We start from the raw sequence: 17,701 nt of genomic DNA, 5'->3' as shown, positions 1-17,701 counted from the left end.
GGCTGCGGCGTTCGTGGCCTGAACCCATCCCGAAAGGCGTCCCCATGTCATCGAGCGAAACGACCACCGACCATGACGTGATCCGCGAGTGGATCGAAAAGCGCGGCGGCGTGCCCACGGTCGTCAGGGGCACCGAGGGCGAGGATGGCGAGGGCATCCTGCGCGTCGATTTCGGCGAGCGTGATGACGCGCTGGACGAAATCCCGTGGGAGGCATTCTTCGAGACATTCGAGGATCGCGGCCTTGCCTTCCTGTATCAAGACGAAACCAAGGACGGCGAGGAAAGCCGCTTCTTCAAGTTCGTCAAGCGCGAAGGCTAGACCGGCGCGGCCTGCCGCCGGCCCTGCGGGCAGGGAATCGCGGCTGCGATGCCCCTTTGTCGCAGGGCCGATCCTTTGGGGCGCCGGCCCGGCGTCCTGCGCCTGCCAGGCAAGCGCCGGGGCAGCCGTCATGGACTGGCGACGATCTTGTCCATCCGCATCACCCTGTCCATCCGCCCCGCCAGGTCCATGTTGTGCGTGGCGATCAGGGCCGACAGTCCGGTTTCGCGCACCAAAGCCATCAGCATATCGAACACCCGGTCCGAGGTGGCCGGGTCCAGGTTCCCCGTCGGCTCGTCCGCCAGCAGCAGCGCCGGCGCATTGGCCAGCGCCCGGCAAAAGGCCACCCGCTGCTGCTCGCCCCCCGACAGCGCGGCGGGGCGGTGACCGGCGCGCGCCGACAGGCCCACACGGTCGAGCAGGCCCGCTGCCCGCGCCTGTGCGGCCCGCTCGGCCACGCCGTTGGCCAGCTGCGGCAGGACGATGTTTTCCAGCGCCGAAAACTCGGGCAGCAGATGGTGGAACTGATAGACAAAGCCCAGCTCGCGCCGTCGCGCCTCGGTCCGCGGCTTGTCGCCAAGGCCGGTCATGTCGCGCCCGTTCAGCACCACGCGGCCGGCATCGGGCGTGTCGAGCAGCCCCGCGATATGCAGCAGCGTCGATTTCCCCGCGCCCGATGGGGCGATCAGCGCCACCACCTCGCCCCGCGCCACGGTCAGGTCCAGCCCGCGCAGCACCTCGACGGCGCCCGGGGTGCCGGGGTTGTAGGTCTTGGCGATCCCTTCGAGCCGCAGAACGTCATTCATAGCGCAGGGCCTCCACCGGGTTCATGCGCGCCGCGCGGCGGGCCGGAAAGATCGTCACGATGAAGGACAGCGCCAGCGACAGCCCCACCGCGCGCCCGATATCCCAGCCGCGCAGCTCGGCCGGCAGGCGATAGATGCCGCGCACCGCCGGATCCCATGCGCCGCCCCCCGTGAACCAGTTGATCCCGGCCATGATGCCGTCGATGTTCAGCGCCAGCAAAACCCCCAGCACCAGCCCCGCCAGCGTGCCCAGGATGCCCGTGAAGGCCCCGCACAGAAAGAACACCCGCAGCACCGCCCCTTCGGTCAGGCCCATGGTCCGCAGGATGCCGATGTCGCGGCCCTTGTTCTTGACCAGCATGATCAGGCCGCTGGTGATGTTCATGGACGCGATCAGCACCAGCACCGACAGGATGACGAACATCACGTCATCCTCGATGTCCAGCGCCGACAGGAACGAGCCAGAGGCATCGCGCCAGGTCCAGGCGATGCTGCCGGGCAGCGCCTGCGTCAGCGCAGGCGTCAGCGCGTCCACCGCTTCCGGGCGGGCGGCAAAGACCTGGATCTCGTCCACCGCACCCTCGCGGTCGAAATAGGACTGCGCCTCGGGCAGCGGCATATAGATGCGCGTGCGGTCGATGTCATAGCGCCCGGCGGTGAAGATATAGACCACCTCATAGCTGGCGATCCGCGGCGTCGTGCCCAGCGCCGTCTGCGCCCCGCGGGGCGAGATCAGCTGAACCCGGTCGCCGACGCTGATGCCCAGCTCGCGCGCCATGCCCGATCCTATGGCGATGCCCCGGTCAAAGGCGGCGATGTCGCCCGCGCCGGCCGCCGGGTCGGCAACACGCGGGATCGCCTCGAGATCGGCCAGCGTCAGGCCGACCACCTCGGCGACATTGGCCCCGTCATTCGCTGTCGCCATCACCTGCCCCTTGACCACCGGATCGGCGCGGGTGACGCCGGGGATCGCCTCGATCCGCTGAACGGCGGCTGCATAGTCGGGGATGGTGCCCGACACCGTATAGACTTCGTCGGTCAGATCATTCGTGATCTGCTGGGGCGGCATATAGACGGTCGTGTGCGCGTTTGCGCCAAGGATCGTGTCGACGAACTCGGTCCTGAAACCCGCGCGCACGGCCAGCGTCGCGATCAGCGCCATGACGCCCAGGGCAATGCCGACCAGGCTGATCCAGGTCATCACCGACACGCCGCCCTCGGCCCGCCGGGCCCGCAGATAGCGCCAGGCGATCATGAATTCATAGCGCGAGAACGGGGGCGGGTTCGCCATGCGATGAAAGCCTTCCGAAGGGTCGCGGCAAACTGGCCTTGCGGGCCGGGCTTGGCAAGCCGACAACCGCGTGAGGCGCGCCCATCTTCTGCACGGAAATATCCCGCGGGGGTCCGGGGGTGCGAAACCCCCGGACCGGCAGCGCCGCCCGGCTGGCCGCTTGCCCCCTGCCCCCGGCCCTGCCACAAGGCCCCATGGCCAAATCCGTCACCGCCTTCACCTGCACCGCCTGCGGCGCGACGCATCGCAAGTGGTCGGGCCGCTGCGATGCCTGCGGCGAATGGAACAGCATCGTCGAAGAGGCGCCCCTGTCCCAGGGCCCCGGCCGCGGCCTTGGCGCGCAGCGCGGCAGGCTGATCCCGCTGGCCGGCCTGTCGGCGGACGAGCCGCCCCCCCCGCGCCTGCCCTCGGGCATTGCCGAGCTCGACCGGGTGCTTGGCGGCGGGCTGGTGCCGGGCAGCGCCATCCTGGTCGGGGGCGATCCGGGGATCGGCAAGTCCACGCTGATGCTCCAGGCGGCGGCGGCCTTTGCGCGCGCGGGCACCCGCGCCGTCTATCTCAGCGGCGAGGAGGCTGGCGCCCAGCTGCGCATGCGCGGCCAGCGGCTGGGCCTGGCCGACGCGCCGGTGCGGCTGGGCACCGAAACCGCGCTGCGCGATATCCTGACGACGCTGGATGCCGAACGCCCTGATGTGGCGGTCATCGATTCGATCCAGACGCTGTGGAGCGACACGGTCGAGGCCGCCCCCGGCAGTGTCGGGCAGGTCCGCGCCGCCGCGCATGAGCTGGTGACCTTTGCCAAGCGCACGGGCGTTGCCGTCATCATCGTCGGCCATGTCACCAAGGACGGCCAGATCGCCGGCCCGCGCGTCGTCGAACACATGGTCGATACGGTCCTTTATTTCGAGGGCGAGCGCGGCCACCAGTTCCGCATCCTGCGCGCCGTCAAGAACCGCTTCGGCCCGTCGGGCGAGATCGGCGTCTTCGAGATGACCGGCGGCGGGCTGGCCGAGGTCGCCAACCCCTCGGCCCTGTTCCTGTCCGAACGCGGCGAGCCGACCCCCGGATCGGCCGTCTTTGCCGGGATCGAGGGCACGCGGCCCGTCCTGACCGAGGTGCAGGCGCTGGTCGCGCCCTCGACGCTCGCCTCGCCCCGGCGCACGGTCGTCGGGCTGGACGGGGGGCGGGTGTCCACGATCCTGGCGGTGCTCGAGGCGCGCTGCGCGGTGCCCTTTGCGGGGCTGGACGTGTTCCTGAACGTCGCGGGCGGCATGCGCGTTGCCGAACCCGCCGCCGATCTGGCCATCGCCGCCGCCCTGCTGAGCGCGCGCGAGGATCACGCCCTGCCCGCCGAGACGGTGTTTTTCGGCGAGATCAGCCTGTCCGGCGCCTTGCGGCCGGTGGCGCAGGCGGAAAACAGGTTGAAAGAGGCGCAGAAACTTGGTTTTTCGCGCGCAATGCTGCCCGAGGTCCAGAAGGTCGAGGGCATGCGCGGCATCCGCCTGTCGCGGGTCGCCGACCTGACGAGTTTCACGGGCGAGACCTTCGGCGCCGGTTGAGGGGCCGGGCGCCGCCTTGCAGCACAGGCCCCAAGGGGCGCAGAACGGGCGCAAGCCCGCAACGAGGGCGGACGATATGAACGGTTTCACCCTGATCGACGGCATCGTCGCCGCGGTCATCATCCTATCGGCGATCCTCGCCTATTCGCGCGGCTTCGTGCGCGAATCGCTGGCCATCCTGGGCTGGATCGGCGCGGCGGTGCTGGCCTTCATCTTCGCCTCGGCCGTCAGGCCGCTGATCGCGCAGGTGCCCTATCTGAAAAGCCTGATCGCCGACAACTGCGAGCTTGGCACCATCGCCGGCTTTGCCGTGGTCTTTGCGCTGGCGCTGGTCCTGTTCTCCATCCTGACGCCGCTGTTTTCGTCGGTCGTCCAGCGTTCCGCGCTGGGGGGCGTCGATCAGGGCATGGGCTTCCTGTTCGGGGTGGCGCGGGGCATCCTGCTGGTCGTGATCGCCTTCATCGTCTATGACCGGGTGATGGCCACGCAGCGCGTCGCGCAGGTGGACAATTCGCGCTCGGCCCAGGTCTTCCGGCAGATGAGCGGGCGGCTGAACCAGCAGATCCCGCAGGATGCGCCCGGCTGGCTGGCCGGCCGCTTTGAACAGCTCGTGCGCGACTGCGCCGTGACCGGCGCCGCGGTCGCGCCTGCCGGCCCGGGCGCCGCGGCCCGCACCGCGCCGGCCAACTGACGCGCCCTTGCCCCCGGCGCAGGCCCCGCCGCATGGCGGGGTTGCCTCTCCGGGGGCGTGACTTTCCGCGCCGCAGACCCTATCTGTCGGCTGTTCCACACAGCGCCCATCATCGCCGCCCCAGTCCAAGGCCCGTTCATGCAGCCCTTTCTGTCCCATCCCTTCGACAGCGACCGGCTGCACGAGGAATGCGGCGTCTTCGGCGTCCACGGTGTCGCCGATGCCGCGAACTTTGTTGCCCTTGGCCTGCATGCCCTGCAGCACCGCGGGCAGGAGGCGGGCGGCATCGTCGCCTTCGACCCCGAGACCGGCTTCAACAGCGCGCACCGCTTCGGCTATGTGCGCGACAACTTCACCAAGGCCTCGCTGATGGAAACGCTGCCCGGCGAGCTGGCGATCGGGCATGTGCGCTATTCCACCGCGGGCGCCAAAGGGCCGGCGATCCGGGATGTCCAGCCGTTCTTCGGCGAATTCGCCATGGGCGGCTGCGCGATCGCCCATAACGGCAACATCACCAACGCGGTAGCCCTGCGCAAGGAACTGATCGAGCGCGGTTCCATCTTTCAGTCGGGCAGCGACAGCGAATGCATCATTCACCTGATGGCCCGCTCGATCCAGCGCAACATCCCCGAGCGGATGAAGGATGCGCTGCGCCGGGTCGAGGGCGCATTTTCCGTCATCGCCATGACCCGCACCAAGCTGATCGGCGTGCGCGATCCCTTGGGCGTCCGCCCGCTGGTGCTGGGCAAGCTGGCCGGCGAGGGCTATGCGCTGGCATCCGAAACCTGCGCGCTGGACATCATCGGCGCCGATTTCGTGCGCGAGATCGAGCCGGGCGAGATGGTCGTCATCTCGAAGGGCCTGGTCGAAAGCTCGCGCCCCTTCGGGCCGTCCACGGGGCGGTTCTGCATCTTCGAGCATGTCTATTTCAGCCGTCCCGATTCGATCATCGGGGGGCGGTCCGTCTATGAAACGCGCAGCCAGATCGGGGTCGAGCTGGCGCGCGAGGCGCCGGTCGAGGCCGATCTGGTCTGCCCCGTCCCCGACAGCGGCACCCCCGCCGCCATCGGCTATGCGCAGGAAAGCGGCATCCCCTTCGGCATGGGGATCATCCGCAACCAGTATATGGGCCGGACCTTCATCGAACCGACCGAACAGATCCGCAACATGGGCGTGCTGCTGAAGCTGAACGTCAACCGCGCGCTGGTCGCCGGCAAGCGGGTGGTGCTGGTGGACGATTCGGTCGTGCGCGGCACCACCAGCCGCAAGATCAAGGACATGATCCTGGATGCGGGCGCGGCCGAGGTGCATTTCCGCATCGCCTCGCCCCCCACCGCCTGGCCTTGCTTTTACGGCGTGGACACGCCCGACCGTGACAAGCTGCTCGCCGCGCAGATGACGCCCGAGGAGATGCGCGACTGGATCGGGGTCGACAGCCTTGCCTTCGTGTCCCTGGACGGGCTGTATCGCGCCGTGGGCGAGGCGGGCGGGCGCAACGATCGCTGCCCGCAATATTGCGATGCCTGCTTTTCCGGCGATTATCCGGTCGCGCCCCTTGACCAGCTGGAGCGCGGCTTTCGGATGAAGACCGATCCGCTTTCCGGCGATGCGGAGGCCTTGGAAGATCAGTCGGGCTATCAGCCCGTCGATCATACCCTGCCCCCCAACAACGCCATCCGCGCGGCGGAATGACGGGCGCGGGCCGCGCTGCCGGCGCGCCCTGATCCTTGATATCGACCGGCTCGCCCGCTTTGTCCGCGGGCGCGTGCCCCGTCTGCCTGGCAAGGGCTTCCCTCCTGCGCACCGCGCCAAAGGGTTGCAGGCCCGTCGCGATGCGGGGGCGCGCAGGCCGCGCGCCCAGCCCTGCCCGGCCATCCTCCGCCTGCCCCGCCGCCAACAGCGCCGGCCATCGCCCGCGTGAACGATCCGTGCCGGGCGGCCCCCTGGCTTGCGGCGCAGCCAGGCACCTGCGCCGCAACGCAACGGCACGGCAAACTGCCGCTGTTGCCGGCCGCGGCTTGCCGGTAGTGTAAGGGCTCCTGCGGCTGCGGCGCACCCCCGCGGCTGCCCGCGCCGTCCCCTGATGACGGATGCGACACATGACGGAATATTCGGACCCCTCCTTCGCCCACCATGAAGAGCCTCACATGATCAACCGTGCCAACTGGCTGCGCGCGGCGGTTCTGGGGGCGAATGACGGTGTCGTGTCGGTCAGCGCCCTGATCGTGGGCGTGGCCGCGGCCGACCCCTCGCGCCAGGCGATCCTGGTCGCGGGCATGGCGGGGCTGGCAGCGGGCGCGATGTCGATGGCGGCAGGAGAATATGTCTCGGTTTCAAGCCAGTCGGACATCGAGCGGGCCGATCTTGAACGCGAGCGCGTGGCCCTTGTGCAGATGCCCGATGAGGAGCTTGCCGAGCTTGCCATGATCTTTGAAGGCCGCGGGATGAGCCGGGCCACCGCCATGCAGGCCGCCCGCGAGGTGACGGAACACAATGCCCTGGCCGCCCATGCCCGCGAAGAGCTTGGCATCTACGACATGAACCAGGCCAACCCCTTGCAGGCGGCCCTGACCTCGCTGGCAACCTTTGCCGTTGCGGCGGCGGTGCCGGTCATCGCTGCGGTGCTGGCGCCCGCGGGAATGGTGATTCCCGTGGTGCTGACGGTGACGCTGATTGCGCTGGGGGCGCTGGGGGCGATCGGCGCGCGGGCAGGCGGGGCACCGGTATGGCCCGCGACGATCCGCGTTCTCGTCTGGGGCGGCTTTGCGATGGGCGTCACGATGGGGGTGGGGCGCATCTTCGGCGCCACGGCCTGACGGCGCGGAGCCGGGCCGACGCCCCGGCCCGAGACCATCACAGGGGCGCAAGCCCCGGCCGCGCGCCGCGCGTCACAGCAGGGCCTTGATCAACGCACCATAGCGCCGCTCGGCCTCGGCCTGGGCCGCCGCGACACCGGGCAGCGCCAGTAGCCGATCATATTCCGCGCGCAGCGCCGCGCCATAGCGCCGCACAAACCGCAGGTCGCGCTGGTCGGCCGCGGCGAAGCCGTCGAAATAGCGATCGGTGTGGCGCTGGTTGGGTTCGGCCAGGGGCGCGGCGCCCCGGCCGCGATCCTGGCGCAGGCAGAACGAGGACAGCGACTTGATCGCATAGTGGTTGTAATGCGCCAGATCGTGGTGGATGTGCCGCGGCAGCACATTGCGCAGGAAATCCCAGATGCTGCGATCGGGCGGGATGAAAAACAGGCTGCCATCACCGCGCATGACCTGCAGCGGCGCCTTGCCGCCATAGCGGACCATGCTGTGATTGTGGATGTCCTGAAAGCGCCCGATGTCGCGCGCCAGCGACTTGACCGGGCCGTTCAGCGGATGGCGGGCGCGCAGGCGCAGGGTGAACTGTTCGGTCACCAGGCCCCGATGCCAGCGCGGATCAGGCGTGGTGCCGAAGCTGCGGGCGTTCAGCGCGATGATGTCGGTGCCGGGCGGGGCCGCTGCGGTCAGATCCTGCACCCGGCCCGCGCCGGTGCTGACATGCAGGAATTCATCCGCATCAAGCACCATCAGCCAGTCTGCCCGGTCAAGGCCGTGCAGCGCCCGCATGGCCGCATAGGCACGGTGCTGGGGCTTGTCGCCCGGCCCGGGAACGCTCCGATGATGCGTGATCGCCCCGACCGCGTCCAGCGCGTCGAGCAGCACATCCGTGCCGTCGCGGCAGTCGTTCGAGGCGATGAACAGCCTGTCGAACCCGATCGCGCGATGATGGGCCACGAATTCCAGCGCGAAAGGCCCCTCGTCCCGCATCGAGGACAGCAGGACATGGCCCAGCCCGCCCGAAGGCGCGCCGGCAGGCAGCGGCGTCATCCCCCTTGCCTCATCCCGCCACGGTCCAGCCCCGGTCATAGCGGTATTCTTCCAGATTGGTCCCCTCGCCGCAGCGGTCGATCACCGCGAACAGCCCCGGTTCGGCCAGCGGCGTCAGCACCCCATGCCAGGCGCCCCGCGCCAGGTTGATCCCCTGCCCCGGCGCGGTCATGAAGGCGCGCGGCCGGCCGGGCACCCCGTTCTCGTCAGGGGCGACGATGACCAGGAAGGGATGCTCGGTCATCGGGACGAAGGCCTGCGATCCAAGGGGATGGCGCTCGACCAGGTTGAAGGCATGGGGCAGCCGCACGGGGGCAGAGCGGAACAGCGACAGGCCGAGGCGGTCGGCATCCAGCCGCGCGCGATCGTGCCAGCGCCCGCAGCGCCCCTCGTTGATCAGCCGGTCCGGCTCGCCCCCCGTGTCCAGCACCTCGCCCCAGGGGGCAAAGGCTTCGGCCGTCAGCGGCTCGGGATGCAGGATGCGGTCGGCGTCCGTCATGTCGTTCCCTTGATCTTTCGGCAAAACGATAGGCTGCCTGTCGGTTCGCCATATTGTGCGCCCGCCATCCTGCGCTATCACCGGGCGAAAGCAAGGGGATGGCGAGCCATGGGGGAACGATGCCCGGATTTCTGACAACGCATGTGCTGGACACGGCGAATGGCCGGCCGGCGGCAGGCATGCGCATCACTCTTTACGCGCTGAGCGAAAACGGCGAACGCCGGCAGCTGGCCGAGGCGGCGACCAATGCCGACGGCCGCACCGATGGCCCGATCCTGCCCCAGGGCCAGTTCCGCACCGGCCGCTATGAACTGCTGTTCCATGTGGGCGCATGGCTGGATGCGCAGGGGCACGAGGCCCCGGGCCCCCGGTTTCTCGATGAGGTGCCGATCCGCTTCGGCATGGCCGAGGACGATCACTATCACGTCCCTCTGCTCGTCTCGCCCTATGGCTTTTCGACCTATCGGGGAAGCTGAGCGATGGACCCGATCATCCTGCACGACTGGGCGGCGCTGGCGATCCGCTGGGTCCATGTGATCACGGCGATCGCCTGGATCGGCTCGTCGTTCTATTTCATCGCGCTCGACCTCGGCCTGCAAAAGGCGCCCGGCCTGCCCGCCGGGGCGCATGGCGAGGAATGGCAGGTCCATGGCGGCGGCTTTTACCACATCACCAAATATCTGGTGGCGCCCGAGCGGATGCCCGAGCATCTGACCTGGTTCAAATGGGAAAGCTATGCCACCTGGCTCAGCGGTTTCGCGATGCTGGGCGTTCTTTACTGGGCGCAGTCCGAACTGTTCCTGATCGACCCGGCCAAGATGGCGCTGCTGCCCTGGCAGGCGATCCTGATCTCGGCCGGCTCGCTGGTCATCGGCTGGGTCATCTATGACTTCCTGTGCAAGAGCGCGCTTGGCGAGAACCCGACCACGCTGATGCTGCTGCTGTTCGTGCTGCTGACGCTGATGGCGTGGGGCTATGACCAGGTGTTCACGGGGCGGGCCGCGCTGCTGCATCTGGGCGCCTTCACGGCGACGATCATGACGGCCAATGTGGCCATGGTCATCATGCCCAACCAGCGCATCGTGGTGGCCGACCTCAAGGCGGGGCGCCGGCCCGATCCGAAATACGGCAAGATCGCCAAGCTGCGCAGCACCCACAACAACTATCTGACGCTGCCGGTCGTGTTCCTGATGCTGTCGAACCATTATCCGCTGGCATTTGCGTCGCGCTACAACTGGCTGATCGCGGCGCTGGTGTTCCTGATGGGCGTCACGATCCGCCATTTCTTCAACACCAAGCACGCCCGCAAGGCGTGGCCGTGGTGGACCTGGGGCGTCACGGCGGCGCTGTTCGCGGCCTGCGTCTGGCTGTCCTCGCTGGGCACCCAGCAGCTGCCCGAGGATGAAACGCTGACGACTGCGCAGGCGCGGCTGACGCAGGACCCGCATTTCGAACAGGTCCGCGACATCGTCGCGGGCCGCTGTTCGATGTGCCACGCGGCCGAACCCGGCTGGGACGGGATCGCGACGGCACCGCGCCGGATCGTCCTGGAAACCGACGCGCAGATCGCCCGCACCGCGCGCGACATCTATCTGCAGGCCGGGCTGACCGACGCGATGCCCCCCGCCAATGTCAGCTTCATCGAACCCGAGGAACGCGCCGTCATCCGCGCCTGGTTCCAGGGCGCGGGGCACAGCTAGGCGGCCGCCCCCTTCAGCGCGCGGGCGGCAAAGTCGATGAACAGCCGCACCTTGGGGTCCTGGAACCCGCGATGCGGGGTCAGGATGCCGAATTCGGCAGGCATCGGGGGCGTGTCTGGCAACAGCGCGATCAGCCGCCCGGCGGCAAGATCGTCTGCCACCTCGTATCGCGGCCGGTTGGCGATGCCGGCCCCGGCCAGCGCCCAGTCGGTCAGCACCGCCCCGTCATCGGTGTCATAGCGTCCCGCCACCATCATCTTGATCGGTCCCTGCGGCCCATCCAGCACCCAGTAGTATTCGGGCGAACGCGGAAAGCGCAGCAGCAGGCAGTTGTGATGCTTGAGATCCTCGGGGCGCGCGGGCGATCCGTGTTCGGCCAGATAGCCGGGCGAGGCGACCAGCACCCGGCGGCAGTCGTCGATCTTGCGGCGGATCAGCGCCGAATCCTCGGGATGGCCCAAGTAAAAGGCCAGGTCGATGCCTTCCTCGACCATGTTCACCGCACGGTCGGAAAGGCGCAGGCGCACCTCGACCTCGGGGTTTTCGGCGCAAAAGCGCGGCACCAGCGGCGCGACCAGCCGCCGCCCCGCGACCAGCGGCGCCACGATGCGCACGATGCCCTGCGGCGTGCCCGAGGCGCTGGCGACGGCCGCCTCGGCCTCGTCCAGCGCCGCCAGGACGCGGCGGGCATTGTCATACAGCACCTGCCCGATCTCGGTCATGGTCAGCGTGCGGGTGGTGCGGTTCAGCAGGCGCGCGCCGAACCGCTCCTCGAGGTCGCGGATGCGGGCCGAGGATGCGGCGGGCGACAGGCGCATGTCGCGCCCGCCTGCGGTGATCGAGCCCAGCTCGACCACCCGCACGAAGACCCGCAGGCTTTCCAGATAGGACATCGTCGCCTTTCTTTCGCAATCGCGTAAACTGTTCACGCGCGCAGGGGTTTTGCGCAAGCGCCCATCCTGCGCCACAGTGGCGGGAAGGAGAGTGACATGACCGACGCCCCCATCCGATTCCTGCTCAACGACACCGAGATCGTGCTGACCGAGGCAGGGTCGGGCGATACCCTGCTTGATTTCCTGCGCCTGGGCCGGCGCCTGACCGGCACCAAGGAAGGCTGCGCCGAGGGCGACTGCGGCGCCTGCACGGTGCTGGCGGGGCGGCTGCACGGGGGCGCGCTGATCTATGAGCCGGTGAACGCCTGCATCCGCTTTCTGGCCGCATGCCATGGCTGCCACATCGTCACGATCGAACATCTGAAGGGGCCCGATGGCGGCCTGCATCCCGTCCAGCGGGCGATGGTCGAACAGCATGGCAGCCAGTGCGGCTTCTGCACCCCCGGCTTCGTCATGGCGCTCTATGGCCTGTGGATGACCAATCCGCATCCGGACGTGGTGCAGATCGAAACCGCGTTGCAGGGCAATCTGTGCCGCTGCACGGGATATGAACCCATCGTCAAGGCGGCGCTGGCGGCGGGCCGCGCGGGCGGGCAGATGCACGACGCGCTGGCGGTGGAACGCGCGGCGATCGCGGCCAGGCTGGCCTCGATCCCCGCCGGGGCGGATGTGTCGCGGGGCGATGACCGGGCTGTCGTTCCGGCCGATACGGACGCGCTGGCTGCGGCGTTGATGGACCAGCCGCAGGCCACCATCGTCGCGGGCGCCACCGATGTGGGGCTGTGGGTCACCAAGATGATGCGCCCGATCTCGCCCGCCCTGTTCATCGGCCACCTGATGAAGGACATCGAGGACGGGGCCGAGGAGATCCGTATCGGCGCCGGCGTCACCTATTCCGAATTCGCCCCCGTGATCGAGGCGCATTTCCCCGAGGTGCAGGATTATTTCCTGCGCATCGGCGGCTGGCAGGTCAGGAACGCAGGCACCATCGGGGGCAACATCGCCAATGGCTCGCCGATCGGGGAAACCCCGCCGCTGCTGATCGCGCTGGGCGCGCGGATCGTGCTGCGCCGCGGGGATGCGCGGCGCGAACTGCCGCTCGAGGATTACTTCATCGCCTATGGCAAGCAGGACCGCGCACCGGCCGAGTTCGTGGAAACCATCGTCATCCCCAAGAAGGGGACGGCGCTGATCGCGGCCTACAAGCTGTCCAAGCGGGCGGCGGCCGACATCTCGGCCGTGGCGGCGGGCTTTCGCATCGAGGTCGCCGAAGGCGTCATCACCGCCGCCCGCATTGCCTTCGGCGGGATGGCGGGCACCCCGATGCGGGCGCTCAACGCAGAAAAAGCCTTGGCCGGGCAGCAGTTTGCCCGCGACACCTTCGAAGCGGCCGCAACCGCGGTCGAGGCGGATTTCCAGCCCCTCAGCGACTTTCGCGCCAGCCAGGGTTATCGCCGCGCCATCGCGGGCAATTTCTTCCGCCGCTTCTGGCTGGACCATGCCGGGCTGGACGTGCCCGTCCGCCTGAACCGCGCGGTAGGAGAATGAGATGAAGCACGACCACCCTGCCCTGGCCGCCGCGGCCGAGACGCGCCACGAATCGGCCGAGCTGCATGTGACGGGCCAGGCCGACTATACCGACGATCTGGCCCTGCCCGAGGGGGCGCTGCATGCCTGGCTGGGGCTGTCGACTGTCGCGCATGGAACGATCCGCAGGCTTGATCTGGACGCGGTGCGCGCCGCGCCTGGCGTCGTCGGCGTGCTGACCGCCGCCGATATCCCCGGCCGCAACGATGTCAGCCCGATCGGCCGGAACGACGATCCGATCCTTGCCGATGGCGCCGTGATGTTCCACGGCCAGCCCATCTTTGCGGTGATCGCCGAGACGCGCGATCTGGCGCGGCGCGCGGCGGCGCTGGCGCGGGTCGATTATAACGCGCTGCCCCTGGTGCTGGATGCCGAGGCGGCGATTGCGGCTGGCGGCGATCTTGTCGTCGAGGGCATGACCCTGCGCCGGGGCGATCCCGAGGCCGCCATGGCCGCCGCACCCCGGCAACTGGCCGGGCGATTCGCCATCGGCGGGCAGGATCATTTCTATCTGGAAGGGCAGATCGCGCTGGCCATTCCCGGCGAGCGGGACGAGATGACCATCTTCACCTCGACCCAGCACCCGACCGAGGTGCAGCACATGGTCGCCCATGCGCTGCATGTGCCGGCCAATGCGGTGGTGGTCAATGTGCGGCGCATGGGCGGGGGCTTTGGCGGCAAGGAAACGCAGATGAACCTGTTCTGCTGCGTTGCCGCCATCGCCGCGCGCAAGTGGCGGCGGGCCGTCAAGCTGCGCCCCGACCGCGACGACGACATGATCGCCACTGGCAAGCGGCATGATTTCCTGGTCGATTACACCGTGGGCTTCGATGACGGGGGCCGCATCCACGCCGTCATCGGAGACTGGCATGCGCGCTGCGGCTTTTCGGCGGATCTGAGCCAGGCGGTGACGGACCGGGCGCTGTTTCACGGCGACAATGCCTATTACTATCCGGCGGTCCGGCTGCGCTCGCACCCCTTGCGCACCAACACGGTGTCGAACACCGCCTTTCGCGGCTTTGGCGGGCCGCAGGGCGTGATCGTCGCCGAACGCATCATCGAGGAAATCGCCTATGCGACCGGGCAGGACACGCTGGCGGTGCGGCGGGCCAATCTTTACGAAAACGGCCAGCTGACCCCCTATCACCAGACGGTCGAGGACATGATCCTGCCCCGTCTGCTGGACGAGCTGGAGTCGTCCTGCGGCTATGGCGCGCGGCGGCAGGCGGTGCTGGATTTCAACGCCCGCATGGACGCCGCCGGCAGCCCGATCCGCCGCGGCATCGCCCTGACCCCGGTCAAGTTCGGGATCAGCTTCACGGCCACGCATTTCAACCAGGCGGGCGCGCTGATCCATGTCTATGCGGACGGCTCGATCCAGGTGAACCATGGCGGGTGCGAGATGGGCCAGGGCCTGCATACCAAGATCGCCCAGATCGTGGCCGAGGCGCTGGGCGTGGACATCGCCCGAATCAGGGTGACCAGGACCACCACCGAAAAGGTTCCCAATACCTCGGCCACCGCCGCCTCGTCGGGCACCGACCTGAACGGCATGGCGGCGCTGGACGCGGCCGAAACGATCAAGGCGCGGCTGACGGAATTCCTGTGCGCGGCCCGAAAGGTCACGCCCGATCAGATCCGCTTCGCCGGCGACCGCGTCACGGCCGGGGAGGATGTGATCGCTTTCGAGGACCTGGCGCAGCTGGCCTATCTGGCGCGTGTCCAGCTGTCGGCGACGGGGTTCTATGCCACGCCCAAGATCCATTGGGACCGCAAGGCGGGGCGCGGGCGGCCGTTCTTCTATTTCGCCTATGGGGCGGCCTGTTCCGAGGTGTCGGTCGATACGCTGAGCGGCGAATACGTGATTGAACGGGTGGATGTGCTGCATGACGTGGGCCGGTCGATCAACCCGGCGCTGGACAAGGGGCAGGTCGAGGGCGCCTTCGTGCAGGGGACCGGCTGGCTGACATCCGAGGAACTGGTCTGGGATGATACGGGCCGCCTGCGCACCCATGCGCCATCGACCTACAAGATCCCGCTGGCATCGGACCGGCCCAAGGTCTTCAACGTCAGGCTGGCCGAGTGGTCGGAAAACCCCGAGGCGACCGTCAAGCGGTCCAAGGCGGTGGGCGAGCCGCCCTTCATGCTGGGCATTTCGGTGTTCGAGGCGATCGGCCATGCCGTTGCCTCGGTCGCCGGCTATCGCATCGCCCCGCGGCTGGATGCGCCGGCGACGCCGGAACGGGTGCTGATGGCGGTGGGCCGGCTGCGGGGCGCGGCGGCATGATCGGGCCGCCGGTTCCGGCGGCGCCGCCGGATGGGTATTTGGACCAGGAAGAAATCCTCGTGCGGGTGCGGGTCGCCGAGGCACGCGGCTCGACCCCGCGCGAGAGGGGGGCCGAGATGATCGTCGGTGCGGCTGGGGTCACCGGCACCATCGGCGGCGGCGCGCTGGAATACATGGCCATCGACCGCGCGCGCCGGATGCTGGCTCGCGGCGAGGCGGCGGCGATCATGGACATCCCCCTTGGCCCCGAGATCGGCCAGTGCTGCGGCGGGCGCGTCACGCTGAGCCTCGACCGTCTGCCCGCAACGCCCGCGCCGCCGGGGCCGGAGGTGCTGATCTTCGGCGCCGGCCATGTCGGCCGGGCGCTGGCCCATGCGCTGCTGCCCTTGCCGCTGCGGCCGCGGCTGATCGACAGCCGGGCCGAAGAACTGGCCCTGGCGGCCGGTCTGCCCGCCATTCTCTCCCCCATCCCCGAGGCCGAGATCCGCCGCGCCGGGCCCGGCGCCGCCTTTGTGGTGATGACCCATGACCACGCGCTGGATTTCCTGATTGCGGCCGAGGCGCTGGCACGCCCGGACGCGGCCTATGTCGGCATGATCGGCAGCCGCAGCAAGCGCGCCGGCTTTGCCCGCCATGCTGCCCGCATGGGCGTCGATCCGGCGCGGCTGGCCTGCCCGATCGCGCCCGGCGCCCCGCGCGACAAGCGCCCTGCCGTCATCGCCGCCTTTGCCGCGGCCGAGATCATGGCCGCCCTTCTTGCCCATCAAACGGTTTGCGCATGACCGATACCCTGATCCGCGGCCGCCTGCTGACGTTCCACGCCGACCCCGAGGACAGCGCGGACAGCCACCGCTATATTGAGGATGGCGGGCTGCTGATCCGCGAGGGGCGCATCGCCGCCATCGGCGAGGTGCCGGCCCTGGCACGGGCCAATCCCGATGCCTTGCAGATCGACCACCGCCCGCATCTGATCCTGCCGGGCTTCATCGACCCGCATATCCATTTTCCGCAGACGCAGATCGTCGCCAGCTATGCCGCCGAATTGCTGGACTGGCTGAACGATTACACCTTTCCGGCCGAGGCGGCCTTTGCCGGCCCGGCGCATGCCGCGCGCCTTGCCGGCGCGTTCCTCGACCTGCTGACGGCGCATGGGACCACGACGGCCTGCGCCTTCGGCTCCAGCCATCCGGCATCGGTCGATGCGCTGTTTTCGGCCGCCGAGGCGCGCGGCATGGCGATGCTGGGCGGCAAGGTGATGATGGACCGCAATGCCCCGGCGGGCGTGCTGGACACCGCGCAGTCGTCCCATGACGACAGCCGCGCCCTGATCGACCGATGGGCGGGGCGCGGGCGGCTGACCTATGCGATCACCCCGCGCTTTGCGATCACCTCGACCCCGGCGCAGCTTGAGGCGGCGGGGGCGCTGGCGGCGGCCTATCCGCATCTGCCGGTCCAGACCCATCTGAGCGAGAACCGGGCCGAAATCGACCTGACGCTGAGCCTTTACCCCCAGGCGCGCGACTATCTGGACATCTATGACCGCTACGGCCTGCTGGGTCCGCGCAGCCTGATGGGCCATGCCATTCACCTGACGCCGCGCGAGATCGCGCGGATGGCGGAAACCGGGACGCGGGCGATCCACTGCCCCACCTCGAACCTGTTCCTCGGATCGGGGCTGTTCGACCGGGACGGGCTGCGCGCCGCCGGGGTGGTGACAGGCATTGCGACCGACATCGGCGCGGGCACGTCCTGGTCGATGCTGCGCACCCTCGACGAGGGCTACAAGATCAGCCAGTTGCGCGGCCAGCGCCTGACCCCGCTGGCGGCGTTCCACTGGGCGACGCGGGGCAATGCGCTGGCGCTTGGGATGGCAGACCGGATCGGCACGCTGGATGCTGGGACCGACGCCGATCTGGTGGTGCTGGACGCCCGCGCGACCCCGGCCATGGCGCTGCGGGCCGAAACGATCGGGACGCTGGCCGAGGAACTGTTCCTCCTTCAGACGCTGGGCGACGACCGGGCCGTGGCGCAGACCTATGTCGCAGGCCGGCCGGTCAAAAAGACGGATCGCCGGGCAGAATGACGGGCCATGGGCCCGGCGGCGCTGCAAGTTGCCCGATGACCTTGGCGCTGTGCAGGGACTAGGCTCGGGCAGTCATTCCGGCCGCGCACCGTCCCCGGCGGATCATGCGCGGCGCCACCGAAAGG

General features: G+C 69.1%; 14 protein-coding genes and 2 pseudogenes. 11 read left to right on the top strand and 5 right to left on the bottom strand.

The genetic code is table 11. The features are described 5' to 3' along the window. Positions 1–44: 44 nt before the first annotated feature. On the top strand, positions 45–320 hold the full coding sequence (locus B0A89_RS11570) for a hypothetical protein (RefSeq protein ID WP_085378283.1): 276 nt from the start codon (positions 45–47) through the stop codon (positions 318–320). 275 nt (positions 321–595) lie between these two features. On the opposite strand, the pseudogene B0A89_RS11565 reads toward B0A89_RS11570, so the two are convergent. Together B0A89_RS11565 and B0A89_RS11560 are read right to left on the bottom strand one after the other, a co-directional pair. Next, positions 596–1,126, bottom strand: a pseudogene (locus tag B0A89_RS11565) (ABC transporter ATP-binding protein); the annotation flags it as partial. Continuing rightward, positions 1,119–2,417 carry an ABC transporter permease gene (locus tag B0A89_RS11560; protein ID WP_085378281.1) on the bottom strand — a complete coding sequence of 433 codons (1,299 nt, stop codon included), beginning with the start codon at positions 2,415–2,417 and terminating at the stop codon, positions 1,119–1,121. The pseudogene B0A89_RS11565 and the gene B0A89_RS11560, both read right to left, overlap by 8 nt. 194 nt (positions 2,418–2,611) lie before the next feature. Between B0A89_RS11560 and radA the strand changes: the two genes are divergently transcribed. The 4 genes and pseudogenes from radA (at position 2,612) to B0A89_RS11540 (ending at position 7,483) form a co-directional block, all read left to right on the top strand. Next, the gene (gene radA, locus B0A89_RS11555; protein ID WP_085378280.1) at positions 2,612–3,976 is read left to right on the top strand and encodes a DNA repair protein RadA; all 1,365 of its coding nucleotides are present in this window, start codon (positions 2,612–2,614) and stop codon (positions 3,974–3,976) included. A gap of 76 nt (positions 3,977–4,052) precedes the next feature. Then, the gene (locus B0A89_RS11550; RefSeq protein WP_085378279.1) at positions 4,053–4,667 is read left to right on the top strand and encodes a CvpA family protein; all 615 of its coding nucleotides are present in this window, start codon (positions 4,053–4,055) and stop codon (positions 4,665–4,667) included. Between the two features lie 138 nt (positions 4,668–4,805). Next, positions 4,806–6,254 (top strand): annotated as a pseudogene (gene purF, locus B0A89_RS11545) (amidophosphoribosyltransferase); the annotation flags it as partial. A 512-nt stretch (positions 6,255–6,766) separates the two neighbouring features. Next, the gene (locus B0A89_RS11540) at positions 6,767–7,483 is read left to right on the top strand and encodes a VIT1/CCC1 transporter family protein (RefSeq protein ID WP_085378278.1); all 717 of its coding nucleotides are present in this window, start codon (positions 6,767–6,769) and stop codon (positions 7,481–7,483) included. A 72-nt stretch (positions 7,484–7,555) separates the two neighbouring features. Here B0A89_RS11540 and B0A89_RS11535 read toward each other — a convergent pair whose 3' ends face one another. Beyond that, complete coding sequence (locus tag B0A89_RS11535) at positions 7,556–8,527, bottom strand: glycosyltransferase family 2 protein (protein WP_169712165.1); 972 nt, start codon at positions 8,525–8,527, stop codon at positions 7,556–7,558. Positions 8,528–8,537: 10 nt separating this feature from the next. Further along, positions 8,538–9,026 carry an ureidoglycolate lyase gene (locus B0A89_RS11530; RefSeq protein ID WP_085378276.1) on the bottom strand — a complete coding sequence of 163 codons (489 nt, stop codon included), beginning with the start codon at positions 9,024–9,026 and terminating at the stop codon, positions 8,538–8,540. Positions 9,027–9,145: 119 nt separating this feature from the next. Here B0A89_RS11530 and uraH point away from each other — a divergent pair, with 119 nt between their 5' ends. Both uraH and B0A89_RS11520 read left to right on the top strand, forming a co-directional pair. Then, a complete protein-coding gene (uraH, locus tag B0A89_RS11525) occupies positions 9,146–9,502 on the top strand; it encodes a hydroxyisourate hydrolase (RefSeq protein WP_085378275.1) in 357 nt (118 codons plus the stop codon). 3 nt (positions 9,503–9,505) lie between these two features. Further along, positions 9,506–10,726 (top strand): urate hydroxylase PuuD, encoded by a 1,221-nt coding sequence (locus B0A89_RS11520; protein ID WP_085378274.1) that lies wholly within the window; start codon positions 9,506–9,508, stop codon positions 10,724–10,726. Here B0A89_RS11520 and B0A89_RS11515 read toward each other — a convergent pair. Next, positions 10,723–11,619, bottom strand: coding sequence for a LysR family transcriptional regulator (locus B0A89_RS11515; protein WP_085378273.1), 897 nt, complete (start codon positions 11,617–11,619; stop codon positions 10,723–10,725). The two genes, B0A89_RS11520 and B0A89_RS11515, sit on opposite strands and share 4 nt — an antisense overlap. Before the next feature lie 96 nt (positions 11,620–11,715). Here B0A89_RS11515 and xdhA point away from each other — a divergent pair, with 96 nt between their 5' ends. From xdhA to guaD, 4 genes are read left to right on the top strand one after another with little or no spacing between them, the layout of a single operon-like run. Further along, on the top strand, positions 11,716–13,167 hold the full coding sequence (gene xdhA / locus B0A89_RS11510) for a xanthine dehydrogenase small subunit (RefSeq protein WP_085378272.1): 1,452 nt from the start codon (positions 11,716–11,718) through the stop codon (positions 13,165–13,167). Between the two features lies 1 nt (position 13,168). Then, positions 13,169–15,493 (top strand): xanthine dehydrogenase molybdopterin binding subunit, encoded by a 2,325-nt coding sequence (xdhB, locus tag B0A89_RS11505; RefSeq protein ID WP_085378271.1) that lies wholly within the window; start codon positions 13,169–13,171, stop codon positions 15,491–15,493. A gap of 38 nt (positions 15,494–15,531) precedes the next feature. Beyond that, positions 15,532–16,275 carry a xanthine dehydrogenase accessory protein XdhC gene (xdhC, locus tag B0A89_RS11500; protein WP_240558537.1) on the top strand — a complete coding sequence of 248 codons (744 nt, stop codon included), beginning with the start codon at positions 15,532–15,534 and terminating at the stop codon, positions 16,273–16,275. Next, positions 16,272–17,576 carry a guanine deaminase gene (gene guaD / locus B0A89_RS11495; RefSeq protein WP_085378269.1) on the top strand — a complete coding sequence of 435 codons (1,305 nt, stop codon included), beginning with the start codon at positions 16,272–16,274 and terminating at the stop codon, positions 17,574–17,576. The genes xdhC and guaD overlap by 4 nt, the downstream gene beginning before the upstream one ends. The last annotated feature ends 125 nt before the right edge of the window (positions 17,577–17,701 follow it).

This window comes from Paracoccus contaminans (genome assembly GCF_002105555.1).
Taxonomy (GTDB): domain Bacteria; phylum Pseudomonadota; class Alphaproteobacteria; order Rhodobacterales; family Rhodobacteraceae; genus Paracoccus; species Paracoccus contaminans.
Note: the sequence above shows the minus strand (reverse complement) of the source record. Positions and strands in the feature narration are given on the sequence as shown.

What these genes read in the sequence shown, in the direction of transcription:
- xdhA (WP_085378272.1), top strand. Translation starts at nt 11,716, where the DNA reads ATGACCGACGCCCCCATCCGATTCCTGCTCAACGACACCGAGATCGTG.
- B0A89_RS11550 (WP_085378279.1), top strand. Translation starts at nt 4,053, where the DNA reads ATGAACGGTTTCACCCTGATCGACGGCATCGTCGCCGCGGTCATCATC.
- B0A89_RS11540 (WP_085378278.1), top strand. Translation starts at nt 6,767, where the DNA reads ATGACGGAATATTCGGACCCCTCCTTCGCCCACCATGAAGAGCCTCAC.
- B0A89_RS11560 (WP_085378281.1), bottom strand. Translation starts at nt 2,417, where the DNA reads ATGGCGAACCCGCCCCCGTTCTCGCGCTATGAATTCATGATCGCCTGG.
- uraH (WP_085378275.1), top strand. Translation starts at nt 9,146, where the DNA reads ATGCCCGGATTTCTGACAACGCATGTGCTGGACACGGCGAATGGCCGG.
- guaD (WP_085378269.1), top strand. Translation starts at nt 16,272, where the DNA reads ATGACCGATACCCTGATCCGCGGCCGCCTGCTGACGTTCCACGCCGAC.
- B0A89_RS11520 (WP_085378274.1), top strand. Translation starts at nt 9,506, where the DNA reads ATGGACCCGATCATCCTGCACGACTGGGCGGCGCTGGCGATCCGCTGG.
- xdhB (WP_085378271.1), top strand. Translation starts at nt 13,169, where the DNA reads ATGAAGCACGACCACCCTGCCCTGGCCGCCGCGGCCGAGACGCGCCAC.
- B0A89_RS11515 (WP_085378273.1), bottom strand. Translation starts at nt 11,619, where the DNA reads ATGTCCTATCTGGAAAGCCTGCGGGTCTTCGTGCGGGTGGTCGAGCTG.
- B0A89_RS11535 (WP_169712165.1), bottom strand. Translation starts at nt 8,527, where the DNA reads ATGACGCCGCTGCCTGCCGGCGCGCCTTCGGGCGGGCTGGGCCATGTC.
- radA (WP_085378280.1), top strand. Translation starts at nt 2,612, where the DNA reads ATGGCCAAATCCGTCACCGCCTTCACCTGCACCGCCTGCGGCGCGACG.
- B0A89_RS11530 (WP_085378276.1), bottom strand. Translation starts at nt 9,026, where the DNA reads ATGACGGACGCCGACCGCATCCTGCATCCCGAGCCGCTGACGGCCGAA.
- B0A89_RS11570 (WP_085378283.1), top strand. Translation starts at nt 45, where the DNA reads ATGTCATCGAGCGAAACGACCACCGACCATGACGTGATCCGCGAGTGG.